This window comes from Gangjinia marincola (assembly GCF_039523415.1).
GTDB classification, from domain to species: domain Bacteria; phylum Bacteroidota; class Bacteroidia; order Flavobacteriales; family Flavobacteriaceae; genus Gangjinia; species Gangjinia marincola.
In genome coordinates this window covers 115,137-134,312 of sequence record NZ_BAAAFG010000013.1, presented here as the reverse complement: position 1 = coordinate 134,312, position 19,176 = coordinate 115,137, and the positions used below count along the sequence as shown (strand labels likewise).

At 39.5% G+C, this 19,176-nt stretch carries 18 protein-coding genes; 11 read left to right on the top strand and 7 right to left on the bottom strand.

Annotated features, from left to right (window positions below; all coding sequences use genetic code 11):
* The first annotated feature begins 100 nt into the window (after positions 1-100).
* From ABD000_RS06375 to ABD000_RS06340, 8 genes are all read left to right on the top strand, one after another.
* Positions 101-3,334 (top strand): VPS10 domain-containing protein, encoded by a 3,234-nt coding sequence (locus ABD000_RS06375; protein ID WP_343764947.1) that lies wholly within the window; start codon positions 101-103, stop codon positions 3,332-3,334.
* A gap of 280 nt (positions 3,335-3,614) precedes the next feature.
* Positions 3,615-5,060 carry a pyridoxal phosphate-dependent decarboxylase family protein gene (locus tag ABD000_RS06370; protein ID WP_343764946.1) on the top strand — a complete coding sequence of 482 codons (1,446 nt, stop codon included), beginning with the start codon at positions 3,615-3,617 and terminating at the stop codon, positions 5,058-5,060.
* A 14-nt stretch (positions 5,061-5,074) separates the two neighbouring features.
* A complete protein-coding gene (locus tag ABD000_RS06365) occupies positions 5,075-6,289 on the top strand; it encodes a bifunctional alpha/beta hydrolase/OsmC family protein (protein ID WP_343765097.1) in 1,215 nt (404 codons plus the stop codon).
* A 151-nt stretch (positions 6,290-6,440) separates the two neighbouring features.
* The gene (locus ABD000_RS06360) at positions 6,441-6,926 is read left to right on the top strand and encodes a YdeI/OmpD-associated family protein (RefSeq protein WP_343764945.1); all 486 of its coding nucleotides are present in this window, start codon (positions 6,441-6,443) and stop codon (positions 6,924-6,926) included.
* A 96-nt stretch (positions 6,927-7,022) separates the two neighbouring features.
* The gene (locus tag ABD000_RS06355) at positions 7,023-7,538 is read left to right on the top strand and encodes a hypothetical protein (RefSeq protein WP_343764943.1); all 516 of its coding nucleotides are present in this window, start codon (positions 7,023-7,025) and stop codon (positions 7,536-7,538) included.
* A gap of 6 nt (positions 7,539-7,544) precedes the next feature.
* Positions 7,545-8,285, top strand: a complete 741-nt coding sequence (locus ABD000_RS06350) for an LVIVD repeat-containing protein (protein WP_343764941.1) — start codon at positions 7,545-7,547, stop codon at positions 8,283-8,285.
* Positions 8,286-8,358: 73 nt separating this feature from the next.
* Complete coding sequence (locus ABD000_RS06345; RefSeq protein ID WP_343764939.1) at positions 8,359-8,964, top strand: superoxide dismutase family protein; 606 nt, start codon at positions 8,359-8,361, stop codon at positions 8,962-8,964.
* 82 nt (positions 8,965-9,046) lie between these two features.
* Entirely contained in the window at positions 9,047-10,243 is a 1,197-nt protein-coding gene (locus tag ABD000_RS06340; RefSeq protein WP_343764937.1) for an LETM1-related biofilm-associated protein, read from the top strand.
* 5 nt (positions 10,244-10,248) lie between these two features.
* On the opposite strand, the gene ABD000_RS06335 is transcribed toward ABD000_RS06340, so the two are convergent.
* The 6 genes from ABD000_RS06335 to ABD000_RS06310 form a co-directional block, all read right to left on the bottom strand.
* On the bottom strand, positions 10,249-10,647 hold the full coding sequence (locus ABD000_RS06335; RefSeq protein ID WP_343764936.1) for a TerB family tellurite resistance protein: 399 nt from the start codon (positions 10,645-10,647) through the stop codon (positions 10,249-10,251).
* Positions 10,648-10,700: 53 nt separating this feature from the next.
* Positions 10,701-11,495: an alpha/beta hydrolase gene (locus ABD000_RS06330; protein WP_343764935.1), complete on the bottom strand. Its 795-nt coding sequence runs from the start codon at positions 11,493-11,495 to the stop codon at positions 10,701-10,703.
* Position 11,496: 1 nt separating this feature from the next.
* Positions 11,497-12,357, bottom strand: coding sequence for an alpha/beta hydrolase (locus ABD000_RS06325; protein ID WP_343764934.1), 861 nt, complete (start codon positions 12,355-12,357; stop codon positions 11,497-11,499).
* Between the two features lie 101 nt (positions 12,358-12,458).
* Complete coding sequence (locus tag ABD000_RS06320; RefSeq protein ID WP_343764932.1) at positions 12,459-13,109, bottom strand: porin family protein; 651 nt, start codon at positions 13,107-13,109, stop codon at positions 12,459-12,461.
* Between the two features lie 147 nt (positions 13,110-13,256).
* Entirely contained in the window at positions 13,257-14,447 is a 1,191-nt protein-coding gene (gene sucC, locus ABD000_RS06315; RefSeq protein WP_343764930.1) for an ADP-forming succinate--CoA ligase subunit beta, read from the bottom strand.
* Between the two features lie 101 nt (positions 14,448-14,548).
* On the bottom strand, positions 14,549-15,184 hold the full coding sequence (locus ABD000_RS06310) for an LON peptidase substrate-binding domain-containing protein (RefSeq protein WP_343764929.1): 636 nt from the start codon (positions 15,182-15,184) through the stop codon (positions 14,549-14,551).
* A 121-nt stretch (positions 15,185-15,305) separates the two neighbouring features.
* Here ABD000_RS06310 and ABD000_RS06305 point away from each other — a divergent pair, with 121 nt between their 5' ends.
* Positions 15,306-16,454 (top strand): serine hydrolase, encoded by a 1,149-nt coding sequence (locus tag ABD000_RS06305; RefSeq protein WP_343764927.1) that lies wholly within the window; start codon positions 15,306-15,308, stop codon positions 16,452-16,454.
* Between the two features lie 266 nt (positions 16,455-16,720).
* Here the strand turns inward: ABD000_RS06305 and ABD000_RS06300 are convergent, their stop codons facing one another.
* Positions 16,721-17,110: a glyoxalase superfamily protein gene (locus ABD000_RS06300; protein WP_343764925.1), complete on the bottom strand. Its 390-nt coding sequence runs from the start codon at positions 17,108-17,110 to the stop codon at positions 16,721-16,723.
* Positions 17,111-17,151: 41 nt separating this feature from the next.
* On the opposite strand from ABD000_RS06300, the gene ABD000_RS06295 reads away from it, so the two are divergent.
* Both ABD000_RS06295 and pyrG read left to right on the top strand, forming a co-directional pair.
* A complete protein-coding gene (locus ABD000_RS06295) occupies positions 17,152-17,385 on the top strand; it encodes a DUF3820 family protein (RefSeq protein ID WP_343764924.1) in 234 nt (77 codons plus the stop codon).
* A 74-nt stretch (positions 17,386-17,459) separates the two neighbouring features.
* The gene (gene pyrG, locus ABD000_RS06290) at positions 17,460-19,076 is read left to right on the top strand and encodes a CTP synthase (RefSeq protein ID WP_343764923.1); all 1,617 of its coding nucleotides are present in this window, start codon (positions 17,460-17,462) and stop codon (positions 19,074-19,076) included.
* Positions 19,077-19,176 lie beyond the last annotated feature (100 nt).

Below are 19,176 nucleotides of genomic sequence, written 5' to 3'. Positions count from 1 at the left end.
GATCATTTAAAGTTTATCATAAGAAAGATGAAGCAGGCTTTAATGATCTTGTAAGTATTTATTACCTTTCTAGCTCTTTTTTATAAAATCTACGTTTGTCATGAGATCACTATTTACCGTTATTTTTTTAGTTGTTAGTTTTTTAGCTAGTCCTGCACAGGAACTCCCAATGGAGTTACTTAAACAAAAGGCACCAAGGAATATCGGTCCCGGCGGAATGTCTGGTAGGGTAACTGCAATTGATGTAGTTCATACTGATCCAGATGTCATGTACGCAGGAACAGCCAGTGGCGGATTGTGGAAATCAACCAGCGGCGGAATAAAATGGACTCCCATTTTTGACGATCAGGTCACGGCGTCTATCGGGGCTGTAGCAATTCAACAGTCTAATCCAAGTGTACTTTGGGTGGGAACAGGAGAAGGAAATCCAAGGAATAGTTTGAATGGGGGTTACGGAATTTTTAAATCCATGGACGGTGGTAAAACCTGGACATCCATGGGACTTGAAAAAACACGTCACATCCATCGTGTGATCATTGATCCCACAGACCCCAACACCGTCTACGCAGCAGCTATTGGGTCACCCTGGGGGGAGCATCCGGAGCGCGGAGTGTACAAAACCACAGATGGCGGAGCGACTTGGAATAAAATTCTGTATCAAAACAATAAAACAGGAGCAGCAGATTTAGTAATGGATCCCACCAATCCCAACAAACTAATCGCGGCAATGTGGGAGCATAAGCGTGACCCATGGTTTTTTAACTCTGGCGGTGAAGGCTCTGGAATGTTTATCACCTATGACGGTGGAAAAAACTGGAAAGAAATTACCGACAAAGAAGGATTCCCTAAAGGAGAACTTGGCAGAATTGGAGTGGCTATTGCAAAAAGTGACCCTAATGTCGTTTACGCCTTAGTTGAAGCCAAAAAAAATGCATTGTATAAATCTACCGATGGAGGATCCTCCTGGAAAATGATCAACAATAAAAACGATATTGGAAATCGCCCTTTTTACTATTCTGAAATTTACGTAGACCCCCAAAATGAAAACCGTGTCTACAGCATATTTACCTATGTTAATGTAAGCGAAGATGGCGGCAAAAACTTCACCCAACTTATGCCTGCATATGGTGTTGATAATGGCGTGCATCCAGATCATCACGCCTGGTGGATTCACCCCAACGATGGCAGTTTTATGATTGATGGGAATGACGGAGGTATGAATATTACTCGTGATAGAGGCAAAACCTGGAGATTCATTGGTAATCTACCTGTAGCTCAATTTTATCACATCAATGTAGATAACGAATTCCCATACAATGTCTACGGCGGGATGCAAGATAACGGAAGTTGGAGAGGACCGGCATACGTTTGGAAAGCTCAAGGCATTCGCAATAGTTATTGGCAAGAAATCTCTTTTGGAGATGGTTTTGATGTGGTGCCAGATAAGGATGATAGCCGCTACGGCTGGAGCATGAGTCAGCAGGGATTTGTGAGTCGCTACGACTGGAAAACCGGAAACAACTACACGGTTAAACCTACACATCCAGATCCAGAGGTAAAGCTTAGATTTAACTGGAACAGTGCCATTAATATTGACCCGTTTGATAATGCCACCCTTTATTTTGGGAGCCAGTTTGTGCATAAATCAACCGATAAGGGATTGACCTGGGAGGTAATTTCACCAGATCTTACCACGAATGATCCTGAAAAGCAAAAACAAAGCGACAGCGGTGGATTAACCATGGACGCCACAGGAGCCGAAAATCATACAACGATCTTAGTTATTGAACCTTCCCCCGTAGAGCAAGATATGCTTTGGACCGGCTCAGATGATGGTAAGGTATTCTACACGCAAAATGGAGGTCAAAACTGGACTGATGTTTCAAAAAACCTAAAAGGCCTCCCAACAGGGAGTTGGATCGCCCAGATCAAAGCCAGTAATAAGAATAAGGGCGAGGCATTACTCGTGGCAAACAACTACCGCAGATTTGACTATACCCCCTATGTCTATCGCACCACCAACTACGGCAAAAGCTGGAAGCGCATTGTAGACAGCGAAGATGTAGAAAGTTACGCGCTAAGTATTGTAGAAGATCCTAAAGAGAAAAAATTGATGTTTCTAGGGACAGATGATGGTCTTTATGTGAGCATCAATGCCGGGGAAAGCTGGACCAAATGGACTCAAGGTTTCCCAACCGTTTCGGTGAAAGATTTAGTGATTCAGGAGCGTGAAGATGATTTAGTGATCGGAACATTTGGAAGAGCGGCTTGGGTATTAGACGACCTCAAACCACTACGCGCTATCGCTAGAGACAACAAACTAATCAATCAAGAACTGGCGCTTTTTGAGCCTCCTGCCGCGTATCAGGCAGCATATCAACAGCCTACCGGAAGCCGTTTTGGTGCAGATGCTATGTACCATGGTGAAAACCGATCGGGTGGTGCTCGCATAAGCTACTTTGTGAAAATTGATCCTAAGAAAGAAGACGCTTCCGCGGAAGAAAACGAAAAAGAGGAAGATGCAGAAGGCGATGATTCGGCAGATAAAACAGACGACAAAAAGACTAAAGGTGATAGCATACACCTGAAAATTTTTGACGGCGATCGACAAATCAGACACCTGAAGCGAAAGGCGCCAGACTCTTCCGGAATTTATACCATGCGGTGGTATATGGATGAAAAAGGCAGTGATCGACCTTCTCGAAACACCAGAGAGCGTAAAAATGAACCCGGCGGAGTTTCAGTCAAACCGGGAACCTACAAACTGGTGATGAGCTTTAATGGTAAAGAGGACAGACAAATGATTAACGTTGAAAGCGATCCACGTTTGTCGATCAAAGCAGAAGCAATTGCAGAAAAATACGATGCGCTAAAGTCTTTAGAGACGTATACCCAAACTGCTGCTGATGCTGTAAAACAGCTGGTAGAAAGTAAAACAACTGCTAAGGAGTTTCAAGCAAAAATGAAAAAAGAAAGAGGAGATGATAAAGAGAGATATAAGGATGAGCTAGAACAAACAAAAGAGATCATCAAAGAAATTGATGAGCACATCGCCTTATTTATCGGTATAGAAGATAAACGCCAGGGCATCACCCGTAATCCCGAAGTTACTGTAATGCAGCGCCTGGGCGCTGCCAATTGGTATGTAGGCAGCCGCCAGGATGGATTGACCAAAACTGAAAAAATCTTGATGGGTCAGGCCAAAGATGAATTACAACTAGCCCTTAAAAAAACCAATTCGTTTTACGATGAGCAATGGAAGGCTTATCAGCAAAACATGAAAAGTGTTCAAATTGATCCGTTTAAAAAGGTGAAAACCTTTGCCGTAAATTAAGGAGACGGTACAATAAGACTTGAAACTCTATTGTCATGCCTGCGCAGGCAGGCATCTTATAGTTTTTACGCGGGATAAGATTCTAAAGGTCCCAGCAGAAGCGGGAATGACAAATTATGGACTCCTCCATTGACTAAGCTGGAGTTGACGAGAATGTTATAATAAAAATGTTCAGCCTGCATCGGTCAATAATAAACAATTTGTTATCACTATAAATTTAGCACTTAACTAATTCAATTGTGAACAAAATAGTAGAAAGCCAATTTATAATATTATACACGTGACAGAAAAACTTTATCAGGCATATAATGCTGAAAATTTTAGAAAACAAGGTCATGCATTAGTAGACCTACTGGCAGATCATCTTGATCAAACTACAACGGGTCAATCCAAAAAAACAATAGATTGGAATAAACCGGAAGATGAGCTGGAATTTTGGAGTTCTTACGCAAAAGAATCGCATCCAACACCAGATTTTTTTAAAACCGTACTTTCAAGAAGTATAGCTTTACATCATCCAAATTATATGGGTCATCAGGTATCTCCTGCTCTTCCGGTTTCTGCTCTATCGATGATGTTGAGTGGATTATTGAACAACGGCAGTGCCGTGTACGAGATGGGCATGGCGAACACGGCTTTGGAGAAAATAGTCGTAGATACCATAGCCGGTGCGATAGGCTTTGATCAAGAGGCCGATGGGATATTAACCTCGGGAGGAACCCTAGCCAATCTTACCGCTTTACTCTGCGCACGACATGTTAAATCCTCTAAAGATGTGTGGAACGATGGGCATAAAGATGCTTTAGCCATCATGGTTTCGGCTGAGGCGCATTATTGCGTCGACAGAGCGGCTAAAATCATGGGATTGGGAGATAAAGGGATCATTAAAGTTCCTGTAAATGAAAGGTATAGTATCGCTACAGATCAGCTTCAGGAATGCTATGATGCTGCTGTCCAAAAAGGGCTTACCGTGATTGCAGTCGTAGGGAGTGCTCCCTCCACCTCTACCGGGATGCATGACGATCTTTCTGCGTTAAGCGAATTCAGCAAAAAAAATGACTTATGGTTTCATGTCGATGGTGCCCATGGCGGAGCTGCTGTATTTTCTAAAAAATACAAGCACTTAGTCAATGGGATCAATCAGGCAGATTCTGTGGTGATTGACGGTCATAAAATGATGATGACGTCTAGTATCGCGACGGCCTTAGTTTTTAAAAATGGTGATGACAGTTATAAAACCTTTCAGCAAAAAGCTGATTATTTATGGGGTTCACAGCAGGATAAAGAATGGTACACCATGGCCAAACGTACGTTTGAATGTACCAAAAGCATGATGGCATTGCGTTTTTACAGTATCATTAATGAATACGGAACCGCTATTTTTGATGACTATGTAACCACATGCTATGATCAGGCTAAAGTACTTGCCGGACTGATTGAAGAACGATCAGACATGGAACTTTTTCTACCTCCAGATACCAATATTATATGTTTTAGATATATCGATGCCCCTTCAGATCTGCGCAATGAACTCAATAAAAAAATTAGATCAGCGCTCTTAAACGAGGGTACATTTTATATTGTTGAAACTACCATAAGAGAAATACATTATTTACGAGTGACTGTGATGAACCCATTTTCGGCTAGGGGCCATTTTAACACATTACTTGATCAAATTAGTAAACTGGGACATCATTTCTCGACTCAACGTGAAGGAATAAAATAATACATATTACAACCATAAAAATCACTTCTGTCACATTTAAAAATACTGAGGGTCACGAACTCGCGGGTAGATTAGAATTACCTATAGATCAACACCCCCATAACTTTGCGCTGTTTGCACATTGCTTTACCTGTAATAAGAACTTGTTGGCGGTTAAAAATATTAGTCGGGCGCTTACATCTATGGGTTTTGGCGTTCTGCGTTTTGATTTTACAGGATTAGGTGAAAGTGAAGGTGATTTTGAGGACACCAACTTTTCGGGCAACGTGGATGATCTGGTAGCAGCTTCAGATTACCTGGCGCAACATCACAAAGCTCCTTCATTATTGGTCGGACACTCACTGGGCGGTGCGGCAGTAATTTTTGCGGCAGAAGAAATTGAATCTGTTAGAGCTATTGCTACGGTAGGAGCACCTTCTAACCCTCAGCATGTACAGCATTTACTACAAAGTTCTATTGATGAAATAAAAGCTAATGGAAAAGCTAGCGTGAATTTAAGCGGAAGGACCTTCACGATCAAAAAGCAATTTTTAGATGATCTTGAAACTAAATCATTACCACAGGTTGCAAAAGAATTGCGGAAACCGATTTTGATCATGCATTCTCCGCAAGATGAAATTGTTTCTATAAAAAACGCTGAAGAAATTTACCATGCTGCTCATCACCCAAAGAGCTTTGTGTCGTTAGATGGTGCTGATCATTTATTAATGGATAAAAGAGATTCCCTTTACGTGGGTCAGGTCATTGCAGGGTGGTCATCCCGTTACATTGAGCAACCTCAACCCGAAAAAATCAAATCTGATCATCACGTCGTGGCAGACCTGCCCGCTGAAAATGGATTTACCACACAGATGAAAGTAGGAAGTCATTATATGATAGCTGATGAACCGGAAGCTGTAGGTGGAAATAACTTTGGGCCAACCCCTTATGAATTAGTTTCGGCAGGATTAGCCGCTTGTACAGCTATGACCATTCAAATGTATGCAAAGCGTAAAGGCTGGGAAATTAAAGAATTGGAAGTGCACACGAGTTACGACAAACAACACGCACAGGATTGTGATGATTGCGAAAACGATACTGCTAAGATAGATACCTTCAAACGGGAAATACGTATGCAGGCTGACTTAGATGAAAAACAACGAAATCGTATTCTTCAAATTGCAGATAAATGCCCTGTACACCGCACGTTGCATAGCGACACGCAGGTGCTTACGACTTTAGTAGAATGATACTCAAGGTGGAAGTAACGCTGAGTGGATAAGATTCAGGATCCCATCCTTTAGCCGGGCAGGGAAGTCCAGAATGAAAATTGCTATTTTTAATGCCTTTAAATATCTTGTAAGCTCGCCATTTATAACTCATTAACGCAGCAACAGCAGTATGCTTAAGACAGATTCCTTTCAGCTTCAGTTATTCAATACATACACCTTGATCTTTCCGCAGGAAATTATTCAGCCTTTTTTAGATCAAAAACAGCAGCGCGTAAAGGTCAACGCTAGTTTTGGAGAGAAACATATTGAGTTTTACGGTGCGCTCCAAAAAAGAAAAGGAGAATACAGAATGATGTTTAGCAAAGCCAAACAAAAAGAATTAGGCATAGAAATAGGCGATACGCTTACACTTCAGCTTTTTGAAGATACCTCTAAATATGGCGTTGAAATGCCTGAAGAATTTGAAGCGGTGCTCATGAGTGATCATGAAGCCTATGAATTGTTCGAGAGTCTTACAGACGGCTTTAAGCGTAGTTTGATCTACTACATCCTACGCCAAAAAGGAGAACAAAAGCGCGTGGATAAAGCCCTTATTATTACAGAAAATTTAAAACGCGGGATTCGAGACAGGAGAGAAATTACCAAAGCTTTTTAATCTTTAAAGTTTATTTCTAATGTTACCAAACCGTTAAGTCAATTACTCTTGACGCAACGTTTAATGCAATTGTTCATCTATCTAAAAACAACCAAAATGATGAACAAAAAACTGCTCTATTGTTTCGTACTTTCCATTCTAGTTCAAAGCTGTTGCTTTTATGGTGATTGCACAGATGATGATATCGGTATGTATCAGTCTCCTTATGAAGCCGTATTAATAACACGGGAAGCACTAGAAGCTTCTGTTGAGCTAAAAGAATCTCGACCTATTGTAAATTCAGGTAAGATTTACGTGAAAGACAATTTGCTGATTATCAACGAGAAAAACGAAGGCTTTCACATCTATGATAATTCAAATCCAGAACATCCCGTTGCGCTTAATTTTCTAAAAACCCCGGGAGCAACAGATATTGCGATTAGAAATAACATGCTTTACATCAATCAAGCGGTGGATTTGATTGCAGTCATGGTGACCCCAAATGCCGAAACGATTACGGTCACAAAACGCATTCGGAATACGTTTCCGGAAATGTTAGCGCCAGATGGTAGCTACGCCTACGATAAAGCCGAAGATGAAGTTGTTGTAAACTGGATCGAAACCTTAAACTAAACCGCTATGAAAAAATTGATATATATTATAATGGCTGCACTTATTGTCTCATGTTCAAATGATTCTGATTCTTCAAGCCTGGCAGAAGGACCTTCATCTGATGGACAGGGCGGATCCATGGCTAGGTTTGCCTTAAAAGGGGATTATTTATATACGGTAGATGAATTTGACCTCAACGTATTTAATATTCAGGATGCGACGGATCCTGTAAAAGTGAATAGTCAGAACATTGGTTTTGCGATCGAAACCTTATTTAGCTACAAAGATTATCTCTACGTGGGATCCCGTAATGGAATGTTCGTTTACAGCGTAGATAATCCTGAATTCCCTGAGCAGCTTTCTGCTGTACAACATTTTACTGCTTGTGATCCTGTGGTGGCAAATGACACCCATGCATTTGTCACCTTGCAAAATTCAAGCGGATGTGGTGGTACGGTTAATCAGCTTGAGGTGTATGATATTACAGATACCACTAATCCTGTGTTGATCAATACACGTAGTTTGAGTGAACCAAAAGGGCTAGGTCTTTATGGAAATTACCTGTTTGTATGTGATGATGAAATCAAAGTCTTTGATATTACTGATCCTTCGGCTTCGGTGTTAGTAGCTTCGATCAATAAAAATGCTTTTGATGTCATTATTCAGAATGATTTGCTTATTGCCATAGGAGAAAATGGGTTGTATCAGTACGCGTTAAATCCAAATGATGTTTCAGATATTTCCGCTTTAAGCGTGATCAATATTTAAAAACTTATCTTAATTCTTTTGAGGTGATGGTCAATCTCACTTATATTAGAGATTAATAACCAAAACCATAACGATGAAACGTTTTAAAATTACTTTACTTGCCTTATGTACTATCGTGGCATTTAGTTGTAAAGAAAATACGAATAAAAGTTCAGATGCCGAAAATGGCGAAGAGATGAACCAGGAATCTGCCGATCAAAAAGAAATGGATCAGGAAGCTAAAGAAAAAAAGATGCTTGTCATAAATCTTGAGCCAAAAAGCGGAAGCAATTTGAGTGGGGAGGCAACCTTTACCGAAGATGATGGCGAAGTAACGATGAAAGCCACTATAAAAGGACTTGCTGAAGGCAAACACGCCATTCATATCCATGAAAAAGCTGACTGCTCTGCCGAAGATGGGACCAGCGCCGGTGGGCATTGGAATCCAACCGGACAACCTCACGGCAAATGGGGTGACGAAGCAGGATATCATAAAGGTGATATAGGTAATTTTACGGTGGAAGATAATGGAACTGGAACGGTAGAAATGACGACAGATGAATGGTGTATAGGCTGTGAAGATGATACCAAAAACATCGTCGGAAAAGCCATTATCATACACGACGGTGTTGATGATTTTACTTCTCAGCCCAGTGGTGCCGCCGGTACGCGCGTTGGTTGTGGGGTGATAAAAATGTAATCTTTCACATATCATAAAATGAAGAGCGGCGCAAAGCCGCTTTTTTATTTCAGCTTATCTTTGATCATTATTCTTATATATTATGAATCCATCGGCTACAGGCTGGATTGCTAAACACCTACCGTTTTTTTTGGAGCACACTGCGGCTGAGCTTGAAAGCGATGAACAGTTGTACCATAAATTGCGAAAAAATGGTTTTATCTATGGGAACTCTATTTCTACGCTGTTTGATGATGAAAGCCTCAATTTAACTTGGACAGCAGAAGAAAAAGCAAAAATCAATCTTTTTGATGCATTAGTTTACACGTATTACGACAGCATTGATAATGCAAATCCTACGAATTGTATTAACAGTATTATTGAGTTTTATAAAGTCCTAGATCGTTCCAAGAGCACTTCTTTTTTTAGACTACCGTCAATTACCTCTAAACCTAGCGAAGTACTAGAAAAAATCTTGGATCAACGTATACAAACGAATGAATCTATCCTTCAAAAGAACTTTAGTCATTTGGTTACAAATGCCTTACTTTATCTTGACGTTCTTGTATTTGATGAATATCTTATGCAAGAGGATGATCCCCGTGTATTTGCAGAACATCTAGAAGCCATCATAGTAAATACAGTCTTTTTAGCATTAGATCAAAAACAAGAAAAGCACGCGTATGATGTACTACTAATTCATTTGATTAAAAGTTCGCTGCGGTATCACAAAATTGAAACGGATAGCACCATTACTGCTAAAAATTTAGATTTAACTGTGATCGATCATTTATTGATACAACGCTATGTAGTGGATATGGCGTGTTTAGCCGTTTATAATAATAAAGAATTGGATCGCAAAGAACATGCGTATATCCTCAAATTAGGAGAGCAAATTCAACTCGGTAGTCATGAGGTCACATCGGCGATTAACTCAATGCAAAACTTTATTGATGAACATCTTGAACAAATTTCTTATTTTAAGTATAGTAATCCTGTAAAACATTTTTACACCTCAATGTCGCGCACGGTAAGCACACTTATTCTTAGAAATAAAAATCGAGTGATGGCAGAGCTTAATGAAAGTAAAGATTTGGTTTATTTACTTGCTCAGTCCAGTGTAAGGGATCTCAATGATAAGGAGAAAAAACAAATAAAAGATCAGTTATTAGACTTGTGTAAAACGATTCCTTCGTTTGCTATTTTTGTACTTCCGGGTGGCGGAGTTTTACTACCGCTGTTGGTTAAGTTTATTCCCCAGTTATTGCCAAGCGCATTTAATGAGAATAAAGTAGATTAAAAAGCTTAATTATAAAACCGCTTAAAAACATTAATCAACACCGATGAAGGCACAATCCCGTATTCATAGTTTTGCATCACCTCAAAAACCTCATCAATAGCCTCTTTGCGAAGCCCCATATCTAATCCTAGATGGTATAAATGCTCTTTTTCTTCAGGTGAGACAATACCATCTACATTCATAAGCAACACCAGTCGATGAAATTGTACAATACGATTGGCTTCAAATTTAATTGGTACTCCTGTGCTGGGTTTCTCATTGAGTTCACGCACTTCTTGAGAAGATATTCCTAAGCGTTTTGCTACTACACGAATAAATTCTAATTCCCTTTCGTCTAGTCGCTGATCTGCTTTAGCGAGTTGCAACATTTCTGATAGTACCGTGAGTTTCTCTTCTTTACGCATGATAGGTGTTTAAAATGCAAAAATAACTTTTTATCGCAATCAACAAAATCGTATTACTCAAGTACCTTCTTGATCGAAGCACGATACTTACTGAACTCAATTAGATTATTATGCCCGCCACTCTCAAGTGTAACTAAGGTGGCTTGACCTATTGGAAACTCATTCGCCAATCGTCTGCCACTTTCATAAGGAACTACTTCATCTTGCGTCCCATGATATATCACTACAGGACAATCAATCTTTTCTACAAATGTATTTGTGGGAAAACTATACTCCAGATACCTAAGAGGAATCACGGGAAACCTTTCTTTTACCAATGATTCTAACGAATAAAAAGGTGTTTCAAGCACAAGTTGCTTGGGTTGATTATTTGATGCGAGGTACGCGGCAAAGGTACATCCCAGGGAACGACCGTATAACGTAATTTGATCCTCAGAGAAACGCCGTTTGGCGTAGTCGTAAATGGCTTCAGCATCTTGGTAAAGGGCTTTTTCAGAAAGCTCTCCGGTACTTTTTCCGTAAGTGCGATAGTCTGTTACTAACACATCATATCCAAATTGCACGAAATAAGAAGCAATTTCTCCCCAACGGGAAAGATCTCCTGCGTTACCGTGAAAGTATACGATAAGACCTTTAGGTTTTTCTGAAGAAAAATAGAGTCCGTTGATACGAACATTTTCTCCAGTTTCGATAAAAACCTCTTCAAAATCTTGATCAAATGAATAGCTGTAATCCTGCGGAAGCGTAGTAGGAAGAAAAATAATCTTTTCTTGAAGAGTAATTAGAAGTGTCATCATAAGTAAAAATAAACCGGTCAAAACGACCAACCAGCGCAGTACTTTTTTCATGTTAGCGTTTTGCGGAATGTTTCACCTTGTGACTGGTGGTTTCAAGATCTATCTTCTTTTCTTTGTAATGGATAATCTCCTCCAACGTACGGTGATACGATTCAAAATTATTTAAATTTTTGTGTCCACCACCTATAATGGGCCATAACCGCGTATTATCTGGCTTAATCTTGGATAATTTTACACTACTTTTAAAGGGAATCAATTGGTCGTTGGTGCCATGAATGATATGAATGGGACAATTCACATATTTGATCCATTTATACGTAGGCATAGGATATTTTAAAATCAGTGATAAGGGCATAAACGGCATATAACGCCCTGTAACTTTTGCCAAACTATAGTAAGGTGCGTCTAAAATGAGCATTTTAGGTTGGTTCGTAGAGGCCAATTTTGTCGCAAAACCTGATCCCAGGGAACGTCCATATAAAATGATGTACTTTTCCTTAACCCGTTCTCTGATTTTATTGTAGACATATTGTAAATCGTGCTTAAGTGCTTTTTGGGTTCGGCGTCCCGTACTCTTACCAAATCCTCTATAATCTACCATAATCACATCGTAATTGTGGCGCGTAAAGTCCACCGCAAATTTCCCCCAGCCTTTTATGCTTTTTGAGTTTCCCTTTAGATAAAGTACGATTCCTATAGGATTTTCTACTTTAAAATGGAGGCCATTAATTACTGCTCCGTCACGGGTTTCAAGATTATACTCTACGGCAGTTTGATTATCATAGTGAAACTGAAAATCACTCGGTAGCTTTTCTGGCTTAAACAGAAAATAATCCTGTACATAATATAATATAACACTAATGCCGATGTAGATCGTCAGGACGAGAAGCGTGATGTACAACCAGTAGGGCATATCGAAAAATACGAAAAATTACCTATCTCTAAACGGATATCCTTCTAGTAACATAAAAAAAGCCCGTTGCCGGGCTTTTTCAATGAATTGTACTGAATTGATTAGTTGATAAAATAACCTAAGTTTACTAAAAAAGATCGATTGCGCACCTCATTGTCACTATCACCATTTGCCTGTATATTACGTAAACCCAGTTCATACGATACATTTACCTGTACTTTTTCTGTCACATTAAAACCTGCAGTAAATACAGCGCCTGCATCAAAGGGTCGATACGTATCATCGCTGTCATCACCCCATTCTATATCACCATTTGTGACTAAATCAAAATCACCTAATGAACCCTCAAATTCTCCTTCACCACCGATACCATAACTCAGGTAAGGACCTGCTCCTATGAAAAAATCAAGTTCAGATACGTTTAAATTGACCAGTATCGGCACCGGGAGGTGAATATATAGCGGATCGACGGTAACCTCTATACCATTATCGTCATATTGATATCCCTTTCTGGCTATAAGTAGTTCTGGCTGAATAGAAATGGCATCATTAATACTGCTATTAATAAACAATCCAGCCTGCCAGCCTATTAACGATTCTGTATCGTAATCAATATTAAAAAAATCAAACCCTTCATTTTCAATTTTTTGATTACTTAAATTTCCTCCCACGCGAATACCTATCTTAGTACTCTGCGCTAGAATAATCCCGCTAAAAAGCAGGAATAATAATAAAACAGTTATTTTTTTCATGATTTATATTTTCAACTAAACTATATACAAATGAGCAGTGTTATGTAAACTAAATGTGAAATTTATATCTCCTATTTGAAGATTTTCCTAAAAAAAAGAGACCATAGTTGCCTATGATCTCTTTTAATATAAAATTTAGAAAAGGTATTATGCCAACACCTCTTGTACCTTATCAGCTGCTTCTTGAAATTGTACGGCACTGTGCACATCCAATCCACTGTTATCGATAATTTCTTTCGCGATATCTGCATTGGTTCCTTGCAAACGCACAATAATCGGCACACTGATGTTGCCCATATTCTTATAGGCATCTACCACCCCTTGTGCTACACGATCACAACGTACAATACCACCAAAAATATTGATTAAAATAGCTTTTACACCATCATCTTTCAAGATGATTCTAAAGGCTTCTTCTACACGTTTAGCATCGGCGGTTCCACCTACGTCTAAAAAGTTTGCAGGTTCTCCACCTGCTTGCTTAATTAAATCCATGGTTGCCATGGCTAAACCTGCACCGTTTACCATACATCCCACGTTACCGTCCAGGTCTACATAATTTAGACCAACAGCTTTAGCTTCAACTTCGGTTGGGTTTTCTTCTCTAATGTCACGCATTTCTGCGTAGTCCTTGTGTCTAAAGAGTGCATTTTCATCAAGAGATACTTTTGCATCAACCGCCATGATTTTGTCATCACTTGTTTTAAGTACGGGGTTGATCTCAAATAAAGACGCATCAGCCTTAACAAATGCCGTGTATAGTGCCTGAACAAACTTGGTCATTTCTTTAAACGCTGTTCCACTTAAGCCTAGATTGAAGGCTACTTTACGTGCTTGGAATGGCAGCAATCCTGCTCCCGGGTCAATCTCTTCTGTAAAAATAAGATGCGGAGTCTCTTCTGCAACCGTTTCAATATCCATTCCACCTTCGGTTGAATACATAATCATATTTTTACCTGTAGCACGGTTTAACAGCACCGACATGTAATATTCTTCGGGTTCATTGTCCCCAGGATAATATACATCTTCTGCCACCAAAACCTGATGCACGCGCTTACCTTCTGGCGGAGTTTGAGGTGTAACCAAATCCATCCCTATGATTTGACCTGCAATTTCTTCAACTTGCTCTAAGTTTTTAGCCAGCTTTACACCACCACCTTTTCCGCGACCTCCAGCATGCACTTGTGCTTTGATCACATGCCATCCTGTGCCGGTTTCTTCAGTAAGTTCTTTAGCTGCTTTGACTGCTTCGGCAGCTGTACTTGCTACTTTTCCGCGCTGGATGCGCACGCCAAAGCTGTTCAAAATTTCTTTCCCTTGATATTCGTGTAAATTCATTCTTAGGTTTTTGGTACATCGTTTATGCCGACAAATGTACTATTTTGTATTTGTTTTACGTAATATTTTCCGCGTAAGCGCAATACCGCATACAACTTTGTTTAAACTTTAAACTCTTTAAAATCTAATGGGTCAAAATTTTTAAAATGTCCGTTCATTTGGATCACTTCTTTCATGCGATTAAGCTGTTTAATCATAGGAATAACTACAATTAAATGGTGAATTAAAAAATCAATTCTTACCGCCTCACTAGTAATGCTTAACAATTTATATTCCTGCTCCAGGGACAAACCAATTTTATGAGATAACGAAAAACTGGTGAGTTCATTGACTTCAATCGCAGGTTTAGGAAGCTCTAATGCCTGATACAGTTTTAAAATCAACTCATAGAAATGAGCCTGTTTATCGGGCGTGCCATCCTCGATATTTTCTTGAAATGTTACCTCTCCACCAGCGTATAGTTTACCAGGCATTGTTTCATAAAAAGTATTTACTTTAAACACTTTTATACCATTACAAATCACATCACTGGGACCATCTTCATAGCGATTGACCACTTCTTTAAGCTCAACCAGCGTACCGTATTCCAATTTGTTATTAATAAAGGTTGGGATACCAAAGTTGATTCCATCCTCCTCACAATCCTTAATGAGCTGTTGATAGCGATCCTCAAAGATGTGCAATGGCAGACGCTCACCGGGAAAAACGACAGACTGTAATGGAAATAACGCAAGCATATTCTAATTTTTTTCAAAAATAATGGATAGCAGACAATCCAACAGATTTTAGCTCATAAAGAATCCTCAATATTTTGAGCGTATTAACGTATTTTGTACCCGCCAAATGAGCACATATCTTATGAAAAATAGTATTGTATTAAGTGTAATTCTTTTACTATGCAGTTGCGCTACAGAACCACAAGACCCGCTAGCCTATTCCTTACTGTCGAACGAAAAAGCTATCTATAGGGTAATGCGACCAGATAATCCTAAAGATGAAGCTTATAAAAAATATGAATTACAGCTCTTTTATACCAAAATAGACAGCACGGCTGGTGACCTTAATTTTACAGACTACACATTTCATCTTAATGATGACCATTACTTTTATCCCGCCAGCACTGTAAAGTTCCCTATTGCGCTCTTTGCATTGGAAAAACTGGCAAACTTACCTACAATTTCTAAAGATACACCCTATCGCATCAATGGTGATTCGTTGACCCATACCATTAAAGAGGATATTAAAAAAATCTTCGCAGTGAGTGATAATAAAGCCTATAATCGATTGTACGAATTTTTAGGTCGAGATCATATCAATCAACGATTTAGAGAATTAGGACTTACGAATACGCGCATTCATCACAGACTCTCTACGGCAAACGCAGCAGATTCGATACACCGCGAACTAATTTTCTATGCTCAAAGTGATACCGTTAGAATAAAAGCAAAAACTGCGGCTAAAATTATTCCGCTCAAGACGGAAAAGATCAAAAAAGGAATCGGCTTTATGCAAAATGATAGTCTGATCAATATGCCGATGGATTTTTCAAAAAAAAATTACTTCCCGCTTGAAGAACAGCATAATTTGATGAAGCGGTTATTCTTTCCGGAAGCCTTTTCAAAAGATCAGCAACTTAAGCTTACTAAAGAACAACGGCAATTTCTTATGGATGCAATGCGTACACTCCCCTATGAGTTAGGGTATGATAGAAAAGAATATTATGATAGTTACGTCAAGTTTTTTCTTTTTGGCGATCAAAAGGACGATATCCCTGATCATATTAAAATCTACAACAAAGTAGGTTACGCCTATGGCACGTTGAGTGAAACCGCCTATATTTTAGATACACAGCGAAATATTTCTTTTTTACTTTCAGCCACCATGCTGGTCAATGAAAACAGAATCTTTAATGACAATAGCTACGAATACGAAGAAATCGGAATTCCGTTTCTAGCCCAACTAGGTCGGGAGCTTTATTTCTACGAAGTCCAGCGAAAACGCGAATAAGCGCTTTGCCAACTTGGACTTGAAATCAAATTATTCCCCCTTTGAAGGGGGAAAGATTTGCCGTAGCAAATCAGGGGGATGTTCTTGCGAACTTGAAATTGAACTCGAAAATTCTATTCCACAAAGAACCTCCTAAGATGACACAAAGGTTCACAAAGCCTTATTATAACTCAAAATCAAATAGCCAAATTCTCTATCGAGTAAATAAAGGTTATGACGAGCATACACAAGAAAACATTGAACATTGAACCTCAAACCTTGAACCCTTACAGCCCATGATAAAAAATCAATGCATTTTTAAAGGGATCATAAAAAGAAAACTCCAGTGTTCCCCAGTCAGTTTCTTCTAAGTTGGTATACTCGTGAAAGACTCCGGCGTATTTATATTCTTCATAGAGTAGCTTAATTTTTTGGGTAAGGATTCTAAGTAGAGGACGATCCATACCATTATCCCATTCAGATTTGTCGTGCCATTGCAAATGCAGTTCTATACCATCTCTCACCACCCCGGCATAACGCGGATTCTTTTCATCATCTACAAAACCTATGTCAAAGTTGAGTTTTTCAACATAAAACTGAAGCGCCTCCATGACGTCCCATACAGGTAGTACCGGATGTACTTCAGCTAAAAAACCATTTCCCTTTTTACCTTTCATAGCGATGTAAATATAAACGCGCTTTTGTTTCTGACCAAAAAATGTATCTTTCTTTTCTCATGGACTTGGATAAACAATATCTCATAGATTTAGCAAATGCTAAAATGCCTTTTGGTAAGTTTAAAAACAGATACCTAAGCGACTTACCAGAAGCCTATCTCATCTGGTACAGACAAAAAGGCTTCCCAAAGGGAAAACTAGGAGATCAATTGCTTCAAGTCTTAGAACTTAAAGTCAACGGACTAGAACATATTTTGAGAACCTTGCGAGATTAATCCCGAAATGTGCCATAGCTTCGGGAATTTTTGGTAATTTTACGCCCCGTAAAGACAGCAAAAAATCACTCTTCATGGCTGATATAAAGTACATCTTCGTTACGGGCGGGGTATCATCATCACTTGGTAAAGGAATTATCGCGGCATCCCTGGCTAAACTCTTACAGGCCAGAGGCTACAGGGTGACTATTCAAAAACTGGACCCCTACATTAACGTGGATCCGGGAACATTAAATCCTTACGAACACGGTGAATGTTATGTTACTGAAGATGGCGCCGAAACTGATCTTGACCTTGGTCATTATGAACGTTTTTTAAACGTCAACACCTCACAAGCCAATAATGTGACCACCGGTAGAATTTATCAAAGCGTGATTGAAAAAGAACGCCGGGGCGATTTTTTGGGTAAAACGGTACAAGTCGTACCTCATATTACCAACGAAATTAAAGAACGCATCCAAATCTTAGGCAATAGCGGTGATTATGATATTGTCATTACAGAAATTGGCGGTACTGTGGGTGATATTGAGTCACTCCCCTACGTAGAAGCTGTGCGTCAATTAAAATGGGAATTGGGCGAAGACAATGCACTTGTTATTCATTTGACCCTTATTCCCTATTTGTCTGCTGCGGGTGAACTTAAAACCAAACCCACTCAGCACAGTGTAAAAACCTTGATGGAAAGTGGAGTAAGTGCTGATATTCTGGTTTGTCGTACAGAACACGAATTAAGCGATGACTTACGTCAAAAGTTGGCGCTCTTTTGCAATGTGCGTAAAGAAGCGGTGATTCAATCGATTGATGCCAGCACGATTTATGAAGTGCCTAATCTAATGTTAGAAGAAGGACTGGATACCATCACACTCAAAAAACTGGGGCTTCAAGCTAAAAACGAACCAGATCTTAAGCGCTGGAATGAATTTTTATCGCGGTATAAAAATCCCAAACAAGAAGTTTCAATTGGATTAATAGGCAAATATGTAGAATTACAAGATTCCTATAAATCCATCATAGAATCCTTTAATCATGCCGCCGCTGCCAATGAGGTAAAAGTTCATCTTGAACGTATTCATTCTGAACATATTGACGAAGAGACTATCTCAAAGCGTATCGCCCATTTAGACGGAATTTTAGTCGCTCCCGGATTTGGTGAACGTGGAATTGAAGGTAAAATAAAGGCAGTACAATATGCCCGTGAGAACAACATTCCATTTTTAGGGATTTGCCTGGGGATGCAAATGGCAGTCATTGAATTCTCCCGAAACGTTTTAGGATTAAAAGATGCCAGCTCAACCGAAATGGATCCCGAAACGCCACATCCTGTCATTGATATTATGGAGGATCAAAAGCAAATTACCACTAAGGGTGGTACCATGCGATTGGGTTCTTGGGATTGCACACTAAAGGAAAACAGTTTAATCCATGAGGTATACGGCGAAAAAAACATTAAAGAACGTCACCGCCACCGCTTTGAATACAATAATTCCTATAAAGATCAACTCACTGATGCTGGCCTAAAAGCCACAGGAATCAACCCAAAAACGGGATTGGTAGAAGTTATTGAAATACCTTCTCATCCCTGGTTTATTGGCGTACAGTATCACCCGGAATATAAGAGTACCGTGGCTAGTCCTCACCCCCTCTTTGTTCAATTTGTTGGGGCTGCAAAAAAACATACAAAAAAAAAATAATGCCATCTTGGCACTAATCCTAAAGATGGACGGGGAATTGCTGTAACGTTTAACAGCGCAACAAGCTAAAAAAGACAAGGTTTTAATATATTCGCAGGAT

Coding starts and splice junctions, on each gene's coding strand:
- ABD000_RS06375 (WP_343764947.1), top strand. CDS start 101: ATGAGATCACTATTTACCGTTATTTTTTTAGTTGTTAGTTTTTTAGCT.
- ABD000_RS06360 (WP_343764945.1), top strand. CDS start 6,441: ATGCTTAAGACAGATTCCTTTCAGCTTCAGTTATTCAATACATACACC.
- ABD000_RS06355 (WP_343764943.1), top strand. CDS start 7,023: ATGATGAACAAAAAACTGCTCTATTGTTTCGTACTTTCCATTCTAGTT.
- ABD000_RS06350 (WP_343764941.1), top strand. CDS start 7,545: ATGAAAAAATTGATATATATTATAATGGCTGCACTTATTGTCTCATGT.
- ABD000_RS06345 (WP_343764939.1), top strand. CDS start 8,359: ATGAAACGTTTTAAAATTACTTTACTTGCCTTATGTACTATCGTGGCA.
- ABD000_RS06340 (WP_343764937.1), top strand. CDS start 9,047: ATGAATCCATCGGCTACAGGCTGGATTGCTAAACACCTACCGTTTTTT.
- ABD000_RS06335 (WP_343764936.1), bottom strand. CDS start 10,647: ATGCGTAAAGAAGAGAAACTCACGGTACTATCAGAAATGTTGCAACTC.
- ABD000_RS06330 (WP_343764935.1), bottom strand. CDS start 11,495: ATGAAAAAAGTACTGCGCTGGTTGGTCGTTTTGACCGGTTTATTTTTA.
- ABD000_RS06325 (WP_343764934.1), bottom strand. CDS start 12,357: ATGCCCTACTGGTTGTACATCACGCTTCTCGTCCTGACGATCTACATC.
- ABD000_RS06320 (WP_343764932.1), bottom strand. CDS start 13,109: ATGAAAAAAATAACTGTTTTATTATTATTCCTGCTTTTTAGCGGGATT.
- sucC (WP_343764930.1), bottom strand. CDS start 14,447: ATGAATTTACACGAATATCAAGGGAAAGAAATTTTGAACAGCTTTGGC.
- ABD000_RS06310 (WP_343764929.1), bottom strand. CDS start 15,184: ATGCTTGCGTTATTTCCATTACAGTCTGTCGTTTTTCCCGGTGAGCGT.
- ABD000_RS06305 (WP_343764927.1), top strand. CDS start 15,306: ATGAAAAATAGTATTGTATTAAGTGTAATTCTTTTACTATGCAGTTGC.
- ABD000_RS06300 (WP_343764925.1), bottom strand. CDS start 17,110: ATGAAAGGTAAAAAGGGAAATGGTTTTTTAGCTGAAGTACATCCGGTA.
- ABD000_RS06295 (WP_343764924.1), top strand. CDS start 17,152: ATGTATCTTTCTTTTCTCATGGACTTGGATAAACAATATCTCATAGAT.
- pyrG (WP_343764923.1), top strand. CDS start 17,460: ATGGCTGATATAAAGTACATCTTCGTTACGGGCGGGGTATCATCATCA.